The 16,523-nt window shown below is 46.7% G+C and carries 10 protein-coding genes; all 10 read right to left on the reverse strand.

From position 1 onward, the window contains the following. Window positions 1-41 precede the first annotated feature (41 nt). The 10 genes from V7Q13_RS02725 to V7Q13_RS02770 all read right to left on the reverse strand — a co-directional run bounded on the left by V7Q13_RS02725 (window position 42) and on the right by V7Q13_RS02770 (window position 16,359). Window positions 42-6,182 (reverse strand): alpha-2-macroglobulin family protein, encoded by a 6,141-nt coding sequence (locus V7Q13_RS02725; RefSeq protein ID WP_333799148.1) that lies wholly within the window; start codon window positions 6,180-6,182, stop codon window positions 42-44. Window positions 6,183-6,319: 137 nt separating this feature from the next. Further along, window positions 6,320-7,192, reverse strand: coding sequence for a succinate--CoA ligase subunit alpha (gene sucD, locus V7Q13_RS02730; RefSeq protein ID WP_157478640.1), 873 nt, complete (start codon window positions 7,190-7,192; stop codon window positions 6,320-6,322). Window positions 7,193-7,281: 89 nt separating this feature from the next. Then, on the reverse strand, window positions 7,282-8,073 hold the full coding sequence (locus V7Q13_RS02735; RefSeq protein WP_333799149.1) for a DUF4198 domain-containing protein: 792 nt from the start codon (window positions 8,071-8,073) through the stop codon (window positions 7,282-7,284). A gap of 204 nt (window positions 8,074-8,277) precedes the next feature. Then, window positions 8,278-8,823, reverse strand: coding sequence for a hypothetical protein (locus tag V7Q13_RS02740; RefSeq protein WP_333799150.1), 546 nt, complete (start codon window positions 8,821-8,823; stop codon window positions 8,278-8,280). Window positions 8,824-8,838: 15 nt separating this feature from the next. Continuing rightward, window positions 8,839-9,642, reverse strand: coding sequence for an ABC transporter ATP-binding protein (locus V7Q13_RS02745; protein ID WP_333799151.1), 804 nt, complete (start codon window positions 9,640-9,642; stop codon window positions 8,839-8,841). Continuing rightward, a complete protein-coding gene (locus V7Q13_RS02750) occupies window positions 9,639-10,382 on the reverse strand; it encodes an MlaE family ABC transporter permease (RefSeq protein WP_157478637.1) in 744 nt (247 codons plus the stop codon). Before V7Q13_RS02750 ends, V7Q13_RS02745 begins: the two co-directional genes overlap by 4 nt. A 53-nt stretch (window positions 10,383-10,435) precedes the next feature. Further along, window positions 10,436-12,772: an NADP-dependent malic enzyme gene (locus V7Q13_RS02755; RefSeq protein ID WP_333799152.1), complete on the reverse strand. Its 2,337-nt coding sequence runs from the start codon at window positions 12,770-12,772 to the stop codon at window positions 10,436-10,438. 90 nt (window positions 12,773-12,862) lie between these two features. Beyond that, window positions 12,863-13,318: a DUF983 domain-containing protein gene (locus V7Q13_RS02760; protein WP_333799153.1), complete on the reverse strand. Its 456-nt coding sequence runs from the start codon at window positions 13,316-13,318 to the stop codon at window positions 12,863-12,865. 87 nt (window positions 13,319-13,405) lie between these two features. Continuing rightward, complete coding sequence (locus V7Q13_RS02765) at window positions 13,406-14,686, reverse strand: UDP-N-acetylmuramoyl-tripeptide--D-alanyl-D-alanine ligase (RefSeq protein WP_333799154.1); 1,281 nt, start codon at window positions 14,684-14,686, stop codon at window positions 13,406-13,408. A 95-nt stretch (window positions 14,687-14,781) separates the two neighbouring features. Continuing rightward, complete coding sequence (locus V7Q13_RS02770; RefSeq protein WP_333799155.1) at window positions 14,782-16,359, reverse strand: SUMF1/EgtB/PvdO family nonheme iron enzyme; 1,578 nt, start codon at window positions 16,357-16,359, stop codon at window positions 14,782-14,784. Window positions 16,360-16,523: the final 164 nt, after the last annotated feature.

Consider the following 16,523-nt stretch of genomic DNA (forward strand, 5'->3'; position numbering starts at 1 on the left):
CCTGCAATGAAATAGCTGTATCCCCAATTGCGGGTATTTTCTTACTCTGCCTTTACCGTCAATATTTGTCCGCTTGTGTGGCTGCTAAACTCCGGCGCATACATGCACTGAATGGTACTGATGCCGTTGTTGAACATACCTTCATGCGTTACCCAAACGCTGTAATCCAACGTATAAGTGCCTTTGGGTAAATAGTGAATGAAGAAATTCATGCTGGCATCTTTGGGTGCCTGATAGTAACCCAACGCACCCTGCCATTGGTATTGGCTCAGTTGCGATACCGGTTCGAGGCAGGCAGCCCGCATGTCTTTCAGGTGCACATATTCCAGACTTCTGTCGGAAGTGATTGTAAGACGAACGACTAGTTTGTCACCGGGTTTCAACGGCGTGTCTTGCAACACTTCTACCAGTTCAATGCCTTTGTTGCTCAGCACTTCTTTGTACAGTTTCTTCTGCAATTGCAAGCCCGTAGCTGCTTCCGTTATCTGGTCGAGGTTGTCGAAGTATTGCCAGTAGGCGGCACCCCAAGCCGTCAAGCCTTTGGCAGCGGTTTTGTCTTGCTGCTTCAACTGAATGCGGATATTGCCCATTTCAGCTTTCACTTTTTCACCCACAGCCTGCACCTGCACATAACCCGTGCCTGCTTCTTGTTGAATGGTCGGCGTCCAGTTGCCGGCTGCTATTTGCACCGTAGCTTGAGCAGCAGCCCAATTATTGCCTTTGAGCAGCAAGGCATAGCAGGCATCTGCGGTGGCTTTTGTGGTCTTCCAGTTGTTAGTTTGCTTTTGGCGCAATAGCCATGTTTTTAAATCAGCAATGCGTGTTGCGTTATTCTCAATTTCTGCGTAGGCTGCTATCAGCAGGGCATGGCTTTCAATGGGTGCCTGCCACCAATAGTACGCCGGGTTGTTGAACTCCTTCCAATACATGCCCATCTCCGGATGGTTGATGCTGTTTTCCGTCAGCGATTTCAAAATGGCTGCAGCCGCTGCCGTTTGCTTGTTGCGTTGCAGCACCATGGCCAGCATGGCTTGTGTTTGCTTGCTGCGTTTGGTACTGCTGTTTTTGAGTTTGCCAAAGTAAAAATCGTAGGCTGTTTTGTAGGCTGGTTTTAGCACAGCATTGGGGAAGAAACTGCGGGCATAAAAGTATTGCACCTGCAAGTCGTTGACAGTGGTGGTAGCCGCCAGCAATTTTGTCCGCAGCAAATATTGGTAGTCATCCTGCATTCGGGCATCGAGGTAGGCAATGGCTTTGGTGGCCATGGTTTGTAAACGGTTTTGCAAGCCGGCAGGAGCTGCGTTGAGTTTGAGTAAATGCCCAATGCTGCTTACAATGTATTGGGTGATGTACCGGTCATCGGCGCCGCCTTTAAACCAAACAAAACCACCGTTGCTGCTTTGCAGTTCTTCCAGTTGTTGCAGGGCTTTGTTCCATTCGTTGGCCATGCGTACCACATCAAACAATACTGCCAGTTGTTTCTTTTGTTCGGCTTCTGTTTTAGCGGCCAGTACCCATGGCGTTTCTTGCAGCAGTACGGTTTTCAACGCTTCATTTTTTTGCAGGTTTGAGAGCAAAGCGGCTGTGTCTTGTTGCTGCCATTGCTGCAACAGTTTGGCCATATTGGGTATTTGCTTGCTGATGTGTGCCGCCAATGCATTGGCATAAAAACGGTTCCAGGTTTGCTCTGCACACTCGTACGGATACTCGGTGAGGTAGGGCAAAGACTGCACAGCCAACCACACCGGATTGCTGGTAAACTCAATGCTGAATGATTGATGCTGCAATGTGCTACTGCTATCGCTTTGCAATAACTTTTGCCATTGCCAGCTGCGTTGGTTGGTATTGCGAATGGTGAGTGGCAATGTTTCTGTTACCAACACCCGGTTGCTGAGTACGGGCAAGGTCATTTCTTCGCCATCGCTGTAATCATCGGCCGTGGCCGTAATGCGATAGGTTAGGGCATCGGTGTATTGCACCGGTATTTGCAATGGAAATTTCACCGCTACAGATTGACCAGGAGTTACGGTAAAATATTGCTGCGGAAAAACATTTTGCAACCAACCATCTACGGGTTGATTGGTGCTGGCATTGATGAGTTCGAGCCGAGCCACACCGGTGAGTTCTTTGTTGGAAAGGTTCACCACTTTGCTTACCAGTTCCAGCTGATCGCCCTGACGGAAAAAGCGGGGCGCATTGGGCTGCACCATCAACTCTTTTTGTGTAACCACCATGGCTTGCTGCAAACCCGTTTGCAATTGTTGGTTGTGTGCCAGTAGTTGTAATTTCCATTGGGTGAGTGCTTCGGGCATGGTAAAACTCAGGCTCACATTGCCAGCTGAATCTGTACGCAACTGCGGTAGCCAGAATGCGGTTTCATTGAAGTTTTTACGAACTTGAACAGGCTTACCATTTTGACCCAGAGGCTTTTCATTTTGCAGAACTTCTTCGTCTGCTACAATTTTTGGAGGAGTGAATTTTGCAATTTCTATTTTGGGTGCTGCAGACCTAACTAATCCATCATCTATTGCAGCTTCTTGATTCATGGTTGCTATTCTTGAGTTTGAAATGAAACCAGACATTAAAATATCTTTTTCTCCAAACACTTGCCAATGCTCAGCGATGGTCATCATTTGAGTGTAGAAATAGGCGCCACTTGTATCCACCACTTCATTGTGCTTTTCATTACCTGTCTGGCTTTTGAACTGTGCATCAGTTCGCCAGCCATTGGCTGTGAAATAATGATTGGGCCACAGATACATGTCATTCCATGCAAATGGCTGTATGTCGTCTAAAGATGCATCGTACATACTGGCCAGCAATTCAGCCGCTGCCTTTTCTTTACCCTTGCCTTGTATGTTGAGTGTCCAAGTTTCCTGCTGGCCGGGCAAGAGTTTGTTGCGGAAGCTGGCCAAAGAAATGTGCAGCTCCTTATTGCTCCAAGGTACGTTTACCTGCCAGCTGTTGCTGTACACCCGGTTGTGCTGCACAAATACCTGACTGATATGATAGCCACCGCGGTCGGCTTCTGTTGCTGTTACCGTTTGTTGCAGTAGCGGTTGCTGCATGTTGTGGTAAGCCAGGCTGTCTGTTTGTTGTTGGTTTCGAAACTTACTGGTCAGCTCAATTACATAAGCAGGGTTGGCTGTGCTGCCCTGTAAGATGTTTGCTTTTTCACCCGGCTCAAGGGTTAGGTTGGTTTGCGGCAACAATTGATACATGGGCATGGGCAGCCGTTGCTTTTGCACATCGTACATGCCAAAAATGTGATGTCCACTGACTGGTTTTCCATCTTTGTCAGTAGCACTAAACTGTAGAGCATACATACCAGCAGGCAAACTACCGGCGGGTATTTGAATGCGGTTGTTGCTGCCCGTGTTGACGGTATCACTCAACCATTGTTTGCCCAATGGCCAGCTTCGCATATCGTCTTCATTCAAATAGGGGTCGTGGGGAAAACGTTGCACAAAGCTGGCTTTGTCCATGGTGGCCGTGTCTGGCGCTGACCAATACCTGCTGCGCATCAAACGGTTGGGCGTTTGCAGCGCCACAATTTTCCATTGCACGTTGGTGGGTACAGGTTCATTGTTGAGGTTGCTGCTGCTGAGTACAAACCGCACTGCGCTGTCTACCCGCATGAAATCCTGTCGGGCATTGTCAAGGCTCAGTTGCAGCGAGGTGTAACCCACACTTACTGTTGTGTTGGCATCATGCGTTTCACCGTTGATGTCTGTTACACTGGCTTCAATGTTGTAAGTGAAAATGGGCTGTGCTGCTGCATCAATTTTTTCATCGGGCAGGGCAGGAAAGGAGATGCTGAAACTGCCATCGGCCTGCGTGGTTACGGTACCGTTGGCTATCTCGGCTGTTTCGCCACGATAGCGGGAAAGCGGAGGATAAGCAGTCCAGCTATTTTTGAATGGCGCATCCCAAATGGGGAAGCGATGTGTTCTTCGCACTGTGTATTTCACACTGGCACCAGTAATGGCATTGCCGGCATAAGCAGTGGCATTCCCTTTTACAGTTACGCTGTCGTTCAGGCGGTAACTACCTTGTACAGGGGCAAAGCTGGCGCTGAATTTTGGCCGCTTGTATTCTTCCACTTTAAAGTAGGCGGGATGGCGTTCATCGCCTTCCTGCACTTCTATGCGAAAGCTGCCGGTTAGGCCGTTGGCTGGTAATATAAAACTGCCTTGAATGCTGCCAAACTCATTGTGCATGAGTTCTGATGATTTAATAAGTTGACGGTTGGCATCATATAGATTTACCAACACTTTTTTGTTGGGTAAATACAGATTCGGATTGCTTGATTGGTCATCGTTGGTTACCCCAATGGCTTTGAAGTACACCGTTTGCCCCGGCCGGTACAAACCACGGTCGGTGAAAATAAAATAGCGGGCAAGAGCATCTTTTTTTAATTGCTGTTGTTCTTCATCGTACACATAGCCGGTATTGTACACTTCATTTTGCACAAACAGGTGGTCGTTGCCATGCGTAATCTCAATGAGCAGGTTTCGGTTGCTGTTAGATTTATCTTTTGGAATCATCACCAATCCGTTCTTATCGGTACGCAACTGTTGCCACAATGTTTTTTGCTGTTTGCGTTTTTCGTAGTCATAGTTTTTTTTCCAAAACTGCACTTGTGCATTTGCGAGTGGTTTGCCGGTTACCCGGTCGAGTACAAACAAATGCTGGCTGCTGTTGTACACATAGCTGATGTTGCTCACGTACAAGTGCACTGTAGTGAGTGCATTTTGCGCCGTGCTAAACGATTCATCGGCACTGGCCAGCAGCCAGTATTCGCCCACGGGCAATTCATCAATGGCTATTTCGGCACTGTGCTCCCGCAGGTCGGTATAAGCAGGTAAGTCTTGTGTCCATTGACGGATGGCTGTTTGTTTCACTATTATACTCCACCAATCTTCACTGGGGTAAAAATACTCGTCCACTTCTTCGCCATTCTTTGCTTTGATGATGCGTAAATACGCTTTCGTGGTATTGGTAAAAGTGAGCTTCGCCCTGAAGGGTTCTTTCAGCACATTTACCTGTTCTACCTCTACTTTCAACTGTGGTTTGGTAAGGGTTTTATAGAGGTAAGCGGCTCTTTCTCCGGCAATGGCTTTCGGAAATTTTCCGCTGATGTCCTTCGCCATGTTAGCGGCAATGGCCAGTGCCATTTTGCCTTCTGTATTCTTGCTTTGTTGTGGTTCCCATGCTTCACCCAAATCCCGCCAGTACTCAATTAATTCAAGTGCAGCCATGGCAGCCATTTCATTGTCGGGATATTGCGCCACTATGTTTTCCAGCCATTCTTTCCCCAATCTTTTTTTGTAAGGATGACTGCTTTCCCGCTGCACAAATGCATAGCGGGATAGGTCGGCATTAATCAATGCAGAAGGGTCGGCATCGTTGAGGTGAAAGCTCAGCAACTGTTGGTACAACTGAATAGCCCGCCACACCCGGCTGCTGCTATCGTTGCTGCTGTAGTGCTGGCGGATAAAAAGTTTTGGCATGCTCAGCGAGGCCGCATCGTTGAGTGTAAATGCATCAATGGGTTCGCTGATGTCCATTTCATCGCTTTGCAAATAATCGAGAAACTTATGCGCCAATACATCATACAGGGTAGGGCGGAGTTTCTTTTCTCCTTTGATGAGGATGGGCTGATAGTTGTCGATATTGGTTTGCTGAAGAAGTGTAGGATTTTTCAAACTGGCCGTGTACAGTTGCGTAATGCGTTGGTGAAAATCTTCTGCACTCCAGGTATCGGGGTTGCTGCTGGTGCTGTTCGTTTTCTTACGGTCATATATTTTCCAGCGTTGCCTTTCGAAATAGCGGAGATACACATCTGCCAACAAGCTTTGAATTATCTGCTGGCTCGGTTGCTTGGCCGTTTTCAGTTCCTTTTCCAGTTGTGCCATTACAGGTTTGAAACTTTCTTCTTCCACTACCAAAGCGAGGTGTCCTTTGCAAATGATGGCTTTCAACCGCTGTGCTTCTTGCTGGTCTTTTACTGATTGCGCATACAGTTTGTTTACCTCTGCCAAGGCAGATTTGGGCAGCTCTTTGTAAATGAGGGAATCAATTTTTTGCCAGGCTTTTTCGTAGTTGAATGGCTTTTGCGCCAGCAAACTGAGTGTGCAGCAAAGGCTGAGTAGGAGCAGCGTCCATCTGTTCGGCATCATGTATCGGTGTTTATGTAAAGGTCTCTTTTCGCTATCGGTAAACGGGATGTAAGGAACGGCATTTTTGCATAACCATGCACATAAAAAAAGCCGACACAAGGTCGGCTTAACAAAATATTTAGCGTTGAATAGCTGGCTTATTTTTTCAGGGCAGCAGCCATGGTTTTGCCAATGTCGGCGGGGCTGGCTACTACGTGGATACCGCATTCTGCCATGATTTTCATTTTGGCAGCAGCAGTATCGTCGGCACCACCTACAATAGCACCGGCGTGGCCCATGCGGCGGCCGGGAGGCGCTGTTTGGCCGGCAATAAAACCTACCACAGGTTTGGTGCCAAATTCTTTAATCCAACGGGCCGCTTCGGCTTCCATGCCACCACCAATTTCACCAATCATTACAATGCCTTCGGTAGCGGGGTCGTTCATCAGCAGTTCAACCGCTTCTTTGGTAGTAGTGCCAATAATGGGGTCGCCACCAATACCAATGGCCGTGGTAATACCCAAACCAGCTTTAGCTACCTGATCGGCCGCTTCGTAAGTGAGGGTACCGCTCTTGCTTACAATACCAATATTGCCGGTTTTGAAAATGAAGCCCGGCATGATGCCTACTTTACACTCGCCGGCCGTAATTACACCGGGGCAGTTAGGGCCTACCAAACGGGTGTTTTTGCCCTGCAGGTAGTTCTTCACTTTTACCATGTCTTGCACTGGAATGCCTTCGGTAATACATACCACCAAAGCAATACCAGCGTCGGCAGCTTCCATTACTGCGTCGGCAGCAAATGCGGGTGGTACAAAAATGATGCTCACATTGGCACCGGTTGATTTCACAGCGTCGGCCACGGTGTTGAACACCGGACGGTCGAGGTGGGTGCTGCCACCTTTGCCTGGCGTAACACCACCAACCACGTTGGTGCCATATTCAATCATCTGCGTAGCATGAAACGTTCCTTCTGTACCGGTGAAACCCTGTACAATTATTTTGGAGTCTTTGTTTACTAAAACACTCATGGCAAAAGTTTATACTGTGGACGTAAAAAGTGACGCAAAAGTAGGGGTTGACCGCCACACTTGGCGAGGCATTATCCCCAAAAAAGGGGTTAATAATAACCCCAGGTGAATGAACCCCAATAGCTTTGCCAGTCGGCTTTGTCATCGGCCTTGTTGGGTACCATTTTTACGAGGCTTACCATCCATTTTCCATCGGGCGTTACCGGCAGTGTAAAGCTGCCATCGGTCATGGCAATACTGCCGGCAGTGAGCTTACCGCTGCTGCTGATGTGCCAGGTGCGAATGAGGGCCTGCTTGAGCAGCCGCTGTTGAAAATATACCTGAAAGCTGATGCTGCCCGCTTTGGTGAGGCTGTACGGATGTTGCAGCGGCACAATGTCCAACGGCAATTCGGTAGGATAGTTGCAGGGCGTAAGCTGTGTGCCATTTTGCAACAAGGTTTTTACACTGCGTTGGTAGTATTCGCGGCTGCGGGCTGTGTCTTGTCCGTTGGCTTTACGCCATGCCGCAATGTCGGTCAAACCATCTTCCTGCAAGTAGGCATTGAACTCACTAGCGGGTAGTTCTATGTAGCTGTTGCTGCCGTTGTACACCAGTAGTTGTGTGCCGGTAAATGGCAGGCTGAATTGCAGTGAATCGCCTGGGTTGGGCAGCATTTGCTGTGCATTGCTGGTGCTGCGGTCTGTATGGTTGAGCACTTCCAGCAGCCGTACTTTTTCAAAGTTGCCGCTCCAGTTGTCGCCACTGAAATGTTCGCCCACCCGAAAGCGAACGCAGGCATTTTTGGAAAAGAATGAAACGGGATCGAGCCAAAACTCATGGGCAAAGCCGACTGTACTGAACAACACAAATGCAAATACCGATAGCAGGATTTTTTTCATACCACGTCAAAGGCTTTACGTTGGCAGGACATTTATAATGTCCTGCTTGGAACTGTTGTTGAATAAAGATAAATAGTTACAAACAAAATCTACTGACGAGTAGCGTTCGGTCAAGCCAAGTACAAAAGCTAAATTGAAAAAACAAAAGTTGAGAGGCTTGACCCGTCAGCCCTGCTGACGTAAAACCTTTTGTTAGCGGTTGTTTTAATTTGTCCAGCCACCAATTTCAATCCAAGGTTCCCAACTTTTTTTTGTCTTTTTATAAAGCCAAAATGTTCCGTGTCCACATAAACTACAAATGAAGTCATAATAAAATAAACAAACTGTATTGTCTCTCAAGAAAATTGGTTTGTAAATAAGATAGGATGGATCATATCTATTCTTTACGGTGTCTTTGCTAACTAATTTTATTTTGTCAAGTTGAAACGTTTTTTGAGAAAGTTTTGTCCATTTCATAGTGTCAACAAGAATTTGATTTTTTTCTTCATTAGTTAGAATAAAATAATCAGAAGTTTTTTTATTGTTTATGTCTTTTAATGTGTCTGTTGTCAATATGTAATCTCTAAAATATCTTGGTACATTAGATGAAAGAAATATATTGTTTGAGTCGGGTAATAAATATCTGTCAGCTTTGAAAAAGTCAATTATAGTGTTCATGAAATAATTCATCTCATTTATCTTCACTTTGTTTTGTCCAAAAGAAGCAAATGCAGTTAAAAGAAATAAAATTGGAGTACTTAGGTATTTCATAAAATAACCGCTACCTCATGCATTTGTGGGTGGTGTTTGCCCCGGATATTTACCCGTCATTTCGAGCATCCGCATGTTTTTGGCATCCTGCAAAAACTCGCTGGCAAAAATGAAGCTGTTGAGTTTTTCATCGGTGCTGAAAATGATGTCTTCCTTGGTGCCCGTCCATTGCTTGTAGCCTTGGTACATGTACAAAATATTATCACCGATTTCCATCACACTGTTCATGTCATGCGTGTTGATGATGGTGGTGGTATTGAATTCCACAGTCAGGTCTTTGATGAGTTTATCAATCACCATGCTTGTTTGCGGATCGAGGCCGCTGTTGGGCTCATCGCAAAACAGGTATTGCGGATTGAGCACAATGGCACGGGCAATGCCCACCCGCTTTTTCATACCGCCGCTTATTTCTGCCGGATATTTTTTGTTGGTGTCTTTCAGATTAACCCGGTCGAGCACTTCATTTACCCGCTTCAGTTTGGTAGCGTAGCTGTCTTTGGTAAACATGTCGAGGGGAAACATTACGTTTTGCTCCACGGTCATGCTGTCGAACAATGCTGAACCCTGAAACAGCATGCCAATTTGCTGGCGCAGTTCTTTGCGTTCTTCCCGGCTCATTTGCACCATGTCATCGCCGTGGTATAAAATCTGTCCGCTGTCGGGAGTAAACAAACCCACCAGCAATTTCATCAGCACCGTTTTACCGCTGCCACTGGTGCCAATGATGAGGTTGCATTTGCCGGGCAAAAACTCAGCACTGATATCATGCAACACCGTTCTTTCGCCGAAAGATTTTTTGATATTTTGAAGCTTGATCATGGATTGAGCAGAATAAGTGTGATGACATAATCGGCCAGCAAAATGAGGATGCAGCTTACCACCACGGCAAGGGTAGAGCTGCGGCCAATTTCCAAAGCACCGCCTTTTACATTGTATCCAAAATAGGCCGAGATGCTGCTGATGAGCAAGGCAAACGTAACCGCTTTCACCATGGCTACTGTCACGTTAAACGGATTGAAGTCGCGGAGCAGGCCTTCATCAAAAATGGTGGAGTTGATGATGCCTGCAGCTTCACCCACAAAGCGACCGCCCCACAACGAAATAACAATGGATAAAGTGATGAGCATGGGTACCACAATGAGTGATGCCAGCACCTTGGGTAAAATCAAATAGGTTTTAGTGTTGATGCCCATGATTTCCAGTGCATCTATTTGTTCGCTGATGCGCATGTTTCCCAGTTCGGAAGCAATTTTACTGCCAACTACGCCAGCCAATACTACACAAATAACCGTGGGTGATAGTTCGAGCAACATGCTATCCCGCACTACTACCGCAATGGTACTGAGTGGTATAAAATTGGCCACCAGTTGGTAGGCTGTTTGCACGGTCATTACCATGCCCAAAAACATAGAAATGATGAGGACAATGGGCAATGAGCCAATGCCGATCTCTACGCACTGGTGCATGAATTCTTTCCAGTACATTTTTTCATTTTCCGGACGGGCAAACATGCCCTTCATGGTGATGATGTAGCTTCCTAAGTGTTCGAATAACGGCATGAGTTGAAATTAATGCGTTGCAATGAGTGTGTGTTGCGTAAAAAGGAATGATGTTACTGCTTGCCGCGTTGCCACCATTTCTTTTTGGCAGGTTCTTTGCCGGTGTCGTGTGCATAGCATTTCATTTGGGCATCTATCACTGCAATCAGCGTCATGTTTACAATGCTGCGTACTGTACTGCCGAGTTGCAATACATGCACTGGTTTTTTCATACCCAGCAATACGGGGCCAATAGCATCGGCATTGCCAGCTTCGCGGAGCAGGTTGTAGGCAATATTGCCGGCAGACAAGTTGGGGAAAATCAATGTGTTTACATCCTGACCCACCAACTCGCTGAATGGATAATTTTCTTTCAGGATATCATTGTTGAATGCGAGAATGCCTTGCATTTCACCATCCACAATCATTTTAGGATCCCGTTCCTTCAAAATGTTTCTGGCCTCTGCCATCATTTTTGCTTCGGGTGTATTGCTGCTGCCAAAGTTGGAGTAGGAGAGCAATGCAATGCGTGGCTGAATATTGAAGCTGCGGACTTCTTTGCTTACCATCTGAGTGATGTCAGCAATTTCTTCTGCAGTAGGGTGAAAATTCACCGTGGCATCGGCCAAAAAGAGCGGTCCTTTTTTGGTGAGCAAAATGTACATACCGGCAATCTTTTTTACGCCGGGTTCTGTACCAATTATTTGCAGTGCAGGACGAATCAAACCTGAATAGTCGCGGCTGGGGCCGGCAATCAATGCGTCGGCTTCACCATTGCGCAGCATCATGCAACCAAAGTGCATGCGGTCTTTCATGGCTTTGATGGCTTCGTAGCGGTTGAAACCTTTGCGGCCACGCATGCCAAAAAACTGTTCGCCATATTCCTGTCGTTTGTCTTCGCATTGTTCTTCTTTGGGGTCGATGATGGTCATTCCATCGAGGGTGAGTCCGTTTTCTTCTGCCAGCCTGCGGATCTTTTTTTCTTCACCCATAAGAATGGGGAAGCAGATACCTTCTTCCAGACAAATTTCTGCGGCCTTCAATACTTTGATGTTGTCGGCTTCTGCAAAAATTACATTGCGTGGGTCGCGACGAGCTTTCGAACTAATAACCCGGAAGAGTTGGTTATCCAAACCAAGCCTGCGGTTGAGTTCAATTTCGTAGTTGTCCCAGTTGGCAATGGGCTGCTGTGCTACACCGCTGTCCATGGCTGCTTTGGCTACAGCAGGCGCTACTGCCGCCAGCAAACGTGGGTCTAACGGTTTTGGAATGATGTAGTTGGGCCCGAATGAAATGGATTTTTCATTGTAGGCAAGGTTCACAATATCAGGTACTGGTGTTTTGGCCAGCTCTGCCAGGGCACGAACGGCCGCCAGTTTCATTTCTTCGTTGATGGTGGTAGCCCTTACATCCAATGCACCACGGAAGATGTAGGGAAATCCAAGCACGTTATTTACCTGATTGGGGGTATCACTTCTGCCTGTTGCTACGATGATGTCTTTTCGGGCATCGTGTGCTGCATCGTACATAATTTCCGGATCGGGATTGGCACAGGCAAATACCACCGGATTTTTGGCCATGCTTTTTATCATGTCGGCATTGAGCACGTTGCCCACACTCAATCCCAAAAACATATCAGCATCTTTCATGGCATCTTTCAATGTCCATTGTGCTTTGGATGCATCTACAGCCAACTGTTGTTTGAAAGTATCCAAATCGGTACGGCCTTTGTGCAGTACACCGTTGATGTCGAACACCACAAAATTTTCGAAACGGGCACCCAATGCAATGTATAGTTTGATACAGGCAATGGCAGCGGCACCCGCACCATTCACCACAAACTTTACCTTTTCAATTTTTTTGCGTTGTATTTCCAGTGCGTTCAGTAAGGCGGCACTGCTGATGATGGCCGTGCCATGCTGATCATCATGCATCACCGGAATTTTCATTTCTTCCCGCAGTCTTTTTTCTATGTAAAAACATTCGGGAGCTTTGATGTCTTCGAGATTGATGCCACCAAAGGTTGGTTCTAAAGATTTAACGATATCGCAAAACTTATCAGGATCGAGCTCGTTTACCTCAATGTCAAATACATCGATGTCGGCAAAAATTTTGAAGAGAACGCCTTTTCCTTCCATCACGGGTTTACTGGCTTCAGGGCCAATATTTCCTAAACCGAGAACAGCAGTGCCATTACTGATTACACCCACCAAATTTCCTTTGGCAGTGTATTTGTACACATTGCTGACATCAGACTTGATTTCTTTACATGGCTCGGCCACACCAGGGCTGTAAGCAAGGCTGAGGTCGCGTTGCGTTTTGGCTTCTTTGGTAGGAACAACTTCAATTTTTCCCGGCCGTCCTTTGGCATGGTATTCCAGTGCCTGTTCTTTGCGCAAATCGTGTAGCATAGGAGGCAAATGTAAGGAGGTTGGCAAAGGAGAAATCACCGTTGGTGAATATTGTGAACAAGGCAACGGCTACCACAAAAAAAGCAACCGTTACCAGTTGCCCATTTGTCCTTCTACAATGCGTTCCACTTTTTTGGGTGCTTTGTGCCTCCAGTCGGCATCGTATTTTACAAAAAAAGAGAGCCAGATAGAGCGGCTCAGTCGCATGGTGTAAGGCATGGATACCAGCAAAACCAAGGCATTAATACCGAGGTAATAAAACAAACTATTGTCTTTGATGGAAATGCCAATGAGCACCCAATAAGCTACAAAAACAGCCACACTTATGGCTACAGTTAAGGCATAGCTTACGTAACCAGTGCCGTAGTAAAAACCCACTTCAATTTCCATAGGCTGGCCACATATTTTGCAATGAGTAGGCATTTGCATGTTTTTGGCAGATGGGAGTGGTTGTAAGCCGTGCTCAAACATGTTGCCTTCGCGGCAGCGGGCACATTTGCATTGCAATACACTCGGCAGGTAAGATGGTTTCCGTTTGCTTTCCATGAGTTTCATTTTCACATTTTCCTAAAAGGTTACAAAAGTATCGAACTGTGTCCGGTCCTCTGTAATTTTCATCACTGCGTTCGTTGGCTACCCAACTATCTTTTCCATTTGCATGCTCCGACTTCCTTTTACCAACAAGTAGTTGCCAGCGCTTTGCTGTGCATTCCACCAGTTGGCTGCTTCGCTGGAGTTGGTGAAAAAACGAAAGGGGTGAGGCAGCGTGGCAAAGTCACCACCTACCAATATCACGTCTTTCCATTGGTGCTGTTGAATCAGTGCAATTAATTGAGTATGCTCTTGTTCACTTTCTTCACCCAGTTCCATCATGCCGCCCAAAAACAGCATTTTATTTTCTGCTTGCAGTTTAGCAAAATTCTCAATGGCTGCAACCATGCTGGTGGGGTTGGCATTGTAGGCGTCGAGTATAATTTTATTGCCATTTTTTTCTATGAGTTGGCTTCTGCTGTTGGTGGGTGTGTATGCTTCAATAGCATGCACAATGTTTGCATCGCTTATGCCAAAGTATTTGCCCACAGTAGCTGCAACCAATACATTGTACACGTTGTAGCTCCCCACCAACTGTGTATTTATGACGGAAGTATTCACCCCCTTTTCTATGGCCACTTGCAAAAATGGTTCACTGGCCAGCACTTTACCAACCACTTCGCCATTATTTGTACCGTACCAATGTATTTCTTGCAGGCCGGCACTCATAGTATGGAAATAATCGAAGTCGTCGCAAATGAATGCCACCCCGTTGTGATTGCGCAGCCAATCAAAGAGTTCGCCTTTGCCTTTTCTTACGCCTTCTATACCGCCAAAACCTTCCAGGTGTGCTTTGCCGCAATTGGTGATGAGTCCGTGAGTGGGTTCGGTATAACTACAGTAAGCGGCTATTTCTTTTTGATGGTTGGCGCCCATTTCAATTACTGCCATTTCTGCATCGGCTTGTATGCATAGCAGGGTGAGGGGCACACCAATATGGTTGTTCAGATTTCCTTTGGTGGTGTAGGTTTTGAACTGAGTAGCCAGCACAGCATGAACTAATTCTTTAGTAGTGGTTTTGCCGTTGCTGCCGGTTATTGCCAGTACAGGAATATGTAATTGTCTGCGATGGTGCAATCCCAGCTGTTGCAAAGCATCCAGTGCATTGGGCACCAAGAGGGTTTGTTCGTTGATTTGATATTCAGGTTCATCAATTAAAACATACCTAGCACCAGCTTCCAATGCTTTCGTTGCAAAAGAATTGCCATTAAAATTGGGTCCTTTTAGTGCTATAAACAATTGGCCGGGTTGAATACTGCGGGTATCGGTTGTAACGCCGCTGCACTGCAAAAATGCTTCGTATAGTTGTGGAATCGTTGTCATGAAAAAATACTAAGTGCTGCAAATTAGGTAGCTGAAGGGTTATCAAAAAAACAAAACCCGCCAATTGGCGGGCTTCATTCTAATGTTGGGAAAACTTATCGACGTGTACGTTTTGTTTGCCAGTAGTTACCGGCACGTGTTCTGTTTCCTTCTGGCGCACCAAAGTAAGTCATGGCGCACCGGAAACCGATTGTGCTGGTAGACTGATCTTCTTCGAGGAAACGGCGGGTGCCGGGGCCGAGCCAGTAGGCCATATCCAACCAGCTGCCACCTTTAATTACACGGCTCTTATCGCTTACCAAAGTAGTAATGCCGTAGCCGTAGCTGGCGCCGCTCAGGCTGTCGCCATCGAGGTAGTTAAGGGCATAGAACTTCTGGTAGTTTCTCCGTTTGGTAAGGTCGGCGTTGTCTTCATTTACATATTTCACCTTGCCGGTTGAGTCTTTTTCGTAGCGTGTAGAAGGATCATTTGATGTAGGGTCTACCACTTTCAGTTTCTGGAAAACGTTACCACGATAGTAGTTGAAATCATCACCTACTTCATGGGTCATGGGGCGATACACGTCGGCTACCCATTCGCTTACGTTGCCGCTCATGTTGTATAAGCCGAAACCGTTGGGGTAGTAGCTTTCAACGGGGGCGGGCAATGCAGAACGGTCGTTCAAGCCACCGGCCACACCCATCAAGTCACCAGAGCCACGTTTGAAGTTGGCCAGCATTTCGCCCTGCCAGCTACCACGGCGGTTGTCGCGGAGACCATTGTAGTTATTGTTCCAAGAATACACTTGCTTGTTGGCCACTAATTCTTCACCACGCTGCCCTTTTTCTTTGCGCCGGGGCTGTGGGTTTTGAGCAATGTAAGCAAGAGCTGCATATTCCCATTCAGCTTCCGTAGGCAGGCGGTAATCGGGGCTCATGATACCATCTTCGAAAGTAACCTGTGTACGAGGACGGCCATTTGGATCGGTCAAAGGATTCTTTTTGCTTTTGGCAGCTGTTCCAGGAGGTGGCGTAGTTAAACCCAGCAGGTAAGCTTTGGTGTTGAAGGCGTCAGCACCTTTACCTTGCATGTTTTTCATTTCATTTTTATTGATGAAACCACCGCTCAGCAATGCCAGTTCGTTTACACGGTCGGTACGCCACAGGCAATAATCATGAGCCTGCTTCCAGCTTACACCTACTACAGGATAGTAATTGAAGCTTGGGTGACGGAAATAATATTCTACGTAAGGCTCGTTGTACGCCAATTCGCTACGCCAAACTAAGGTGTCGGGGTAGGCTGCATCTACAATAGGTTGGTTTGCAGGGTCGCCGGCGGGGTCAAATGTGCGGTTGAGCCAAAACAGGTATTCACGGTAGTGAACGTTGGCAACTTCAGTTTTGTCGATAAAGAAAGAATTGACAGTAACCCGCTTGGGAACGTTGTTCCAATCGGCCATTACGTCTTCTTCTGCAGCACCCATTACAAAAGTGCCGCCCTGTACAAACACCAAACCTGGACCGGCTTTGATGTCTTTGGCCTTGGCTACGTTGAAGCCACCGCTGTTTTTATCATTGTAATTCCAACCTGTTGCACCTGATTTGTCGAACTTCTTTTTGAAAAGTCCGCCTTCTTTACAGGCAGGGGTAATGGCGATAGCCGCAGCAAAAAAGAATAATTGGGTAAGTTTCATAGTATCTGCGATACAGTTTTTCTGAATAACGAACGGAGTAATACTTCAAATATTGTGCTACACATAAAATATAGCCCTGCGAATGTACCTAAACAGGCCTCATACCTGTAAGAACCCGGCAGCCAATTCTTACCCACAGCAGCGTAGAAACCGTGGATAAAAGC

Source organism: Phnomibacter sp. (genome assembly GCF_036803085.1).
Lineage (GTDB): Bacteria > Bacteroidota > Bacteroidia > Chitinophagales > Chitinophagaceae > Phnomibacter.

Excerpts from the sequence above, each read along its gene's own strand:
- V7Q13_RS02760 (WP_333799153.1), bottom strand. The coding sequence starts at position 13,318 with ATGGAAAGCAAACGGAAACCATCTTACCTGCCGAGTGTATTGCAATGC.
- V7Q13_RS02765 (WP_333799154.1), bottom strand. The coding sequence starts at position 14,686 with ATGACAACGATTCCACAACTATACGAAGCATTTTTGCAGTGCAGCGGC.
- V7Q13_RS02770 (WP_333799155.1), bottom strand. The coding sequence starts at position 16,359 with ATGAAACTTACCCAATTATTCTTTTTTGCTGCGGCTATCGCCATTACC.
- V7Q13_RS02735 (WP_333799149.1), bottom strand. The coding sequence starts at position 8,073 with ATGAAAAAAATCCTGCTATCGGTATTTGCATTTGTGTTGTTCAGTACA.
- V7Q13_RS02740 (WP_333799150.1), bottom strand. The coding sequence starts at position 8,823 with ATGAAATACCTAAGTACTCCAATTTTATTTCTTTTAACTGCATTTGCT.
- V7Q13_RS02755 (WP_333799152.1), bottom strand. The coding sequence starts at position 12,772 with ATGCTACACGATTTGCGCAAAGAACAGGCACTGGAATACCATGCCAAA.
- V7Q13_RS02750 (WP_157478637.1), bottom strand. The coding sequence starts at position 10,382 with ATGCCGTTATTCGAACACTTAGGAAGCTACATCATCACCATGAAGGGC.
- sucD (WP_157478640.1), bottom strand. The coding sequence starts at position 7,192 with ATGAGTGTTTTAGTAAACAAAGACTCCAAAATAATTGTACAGGGTTTC.
- V7Q13_RS02725 (WP_333799148.1), bottom strand. The coding sequence starts at position 6,182 with ATGATGCCGAACAGATGGACGCTGCTCCTACTCAGCCTTTGCTGCACA.
- V7Q13_RS02745 (WP_333799151.1), bottom strand. The coding sequence starts at position 9,642 with ATGATCAAGCTTCAAAATATCAAAAAATCTTTCGGCGAAAGAACGGTG.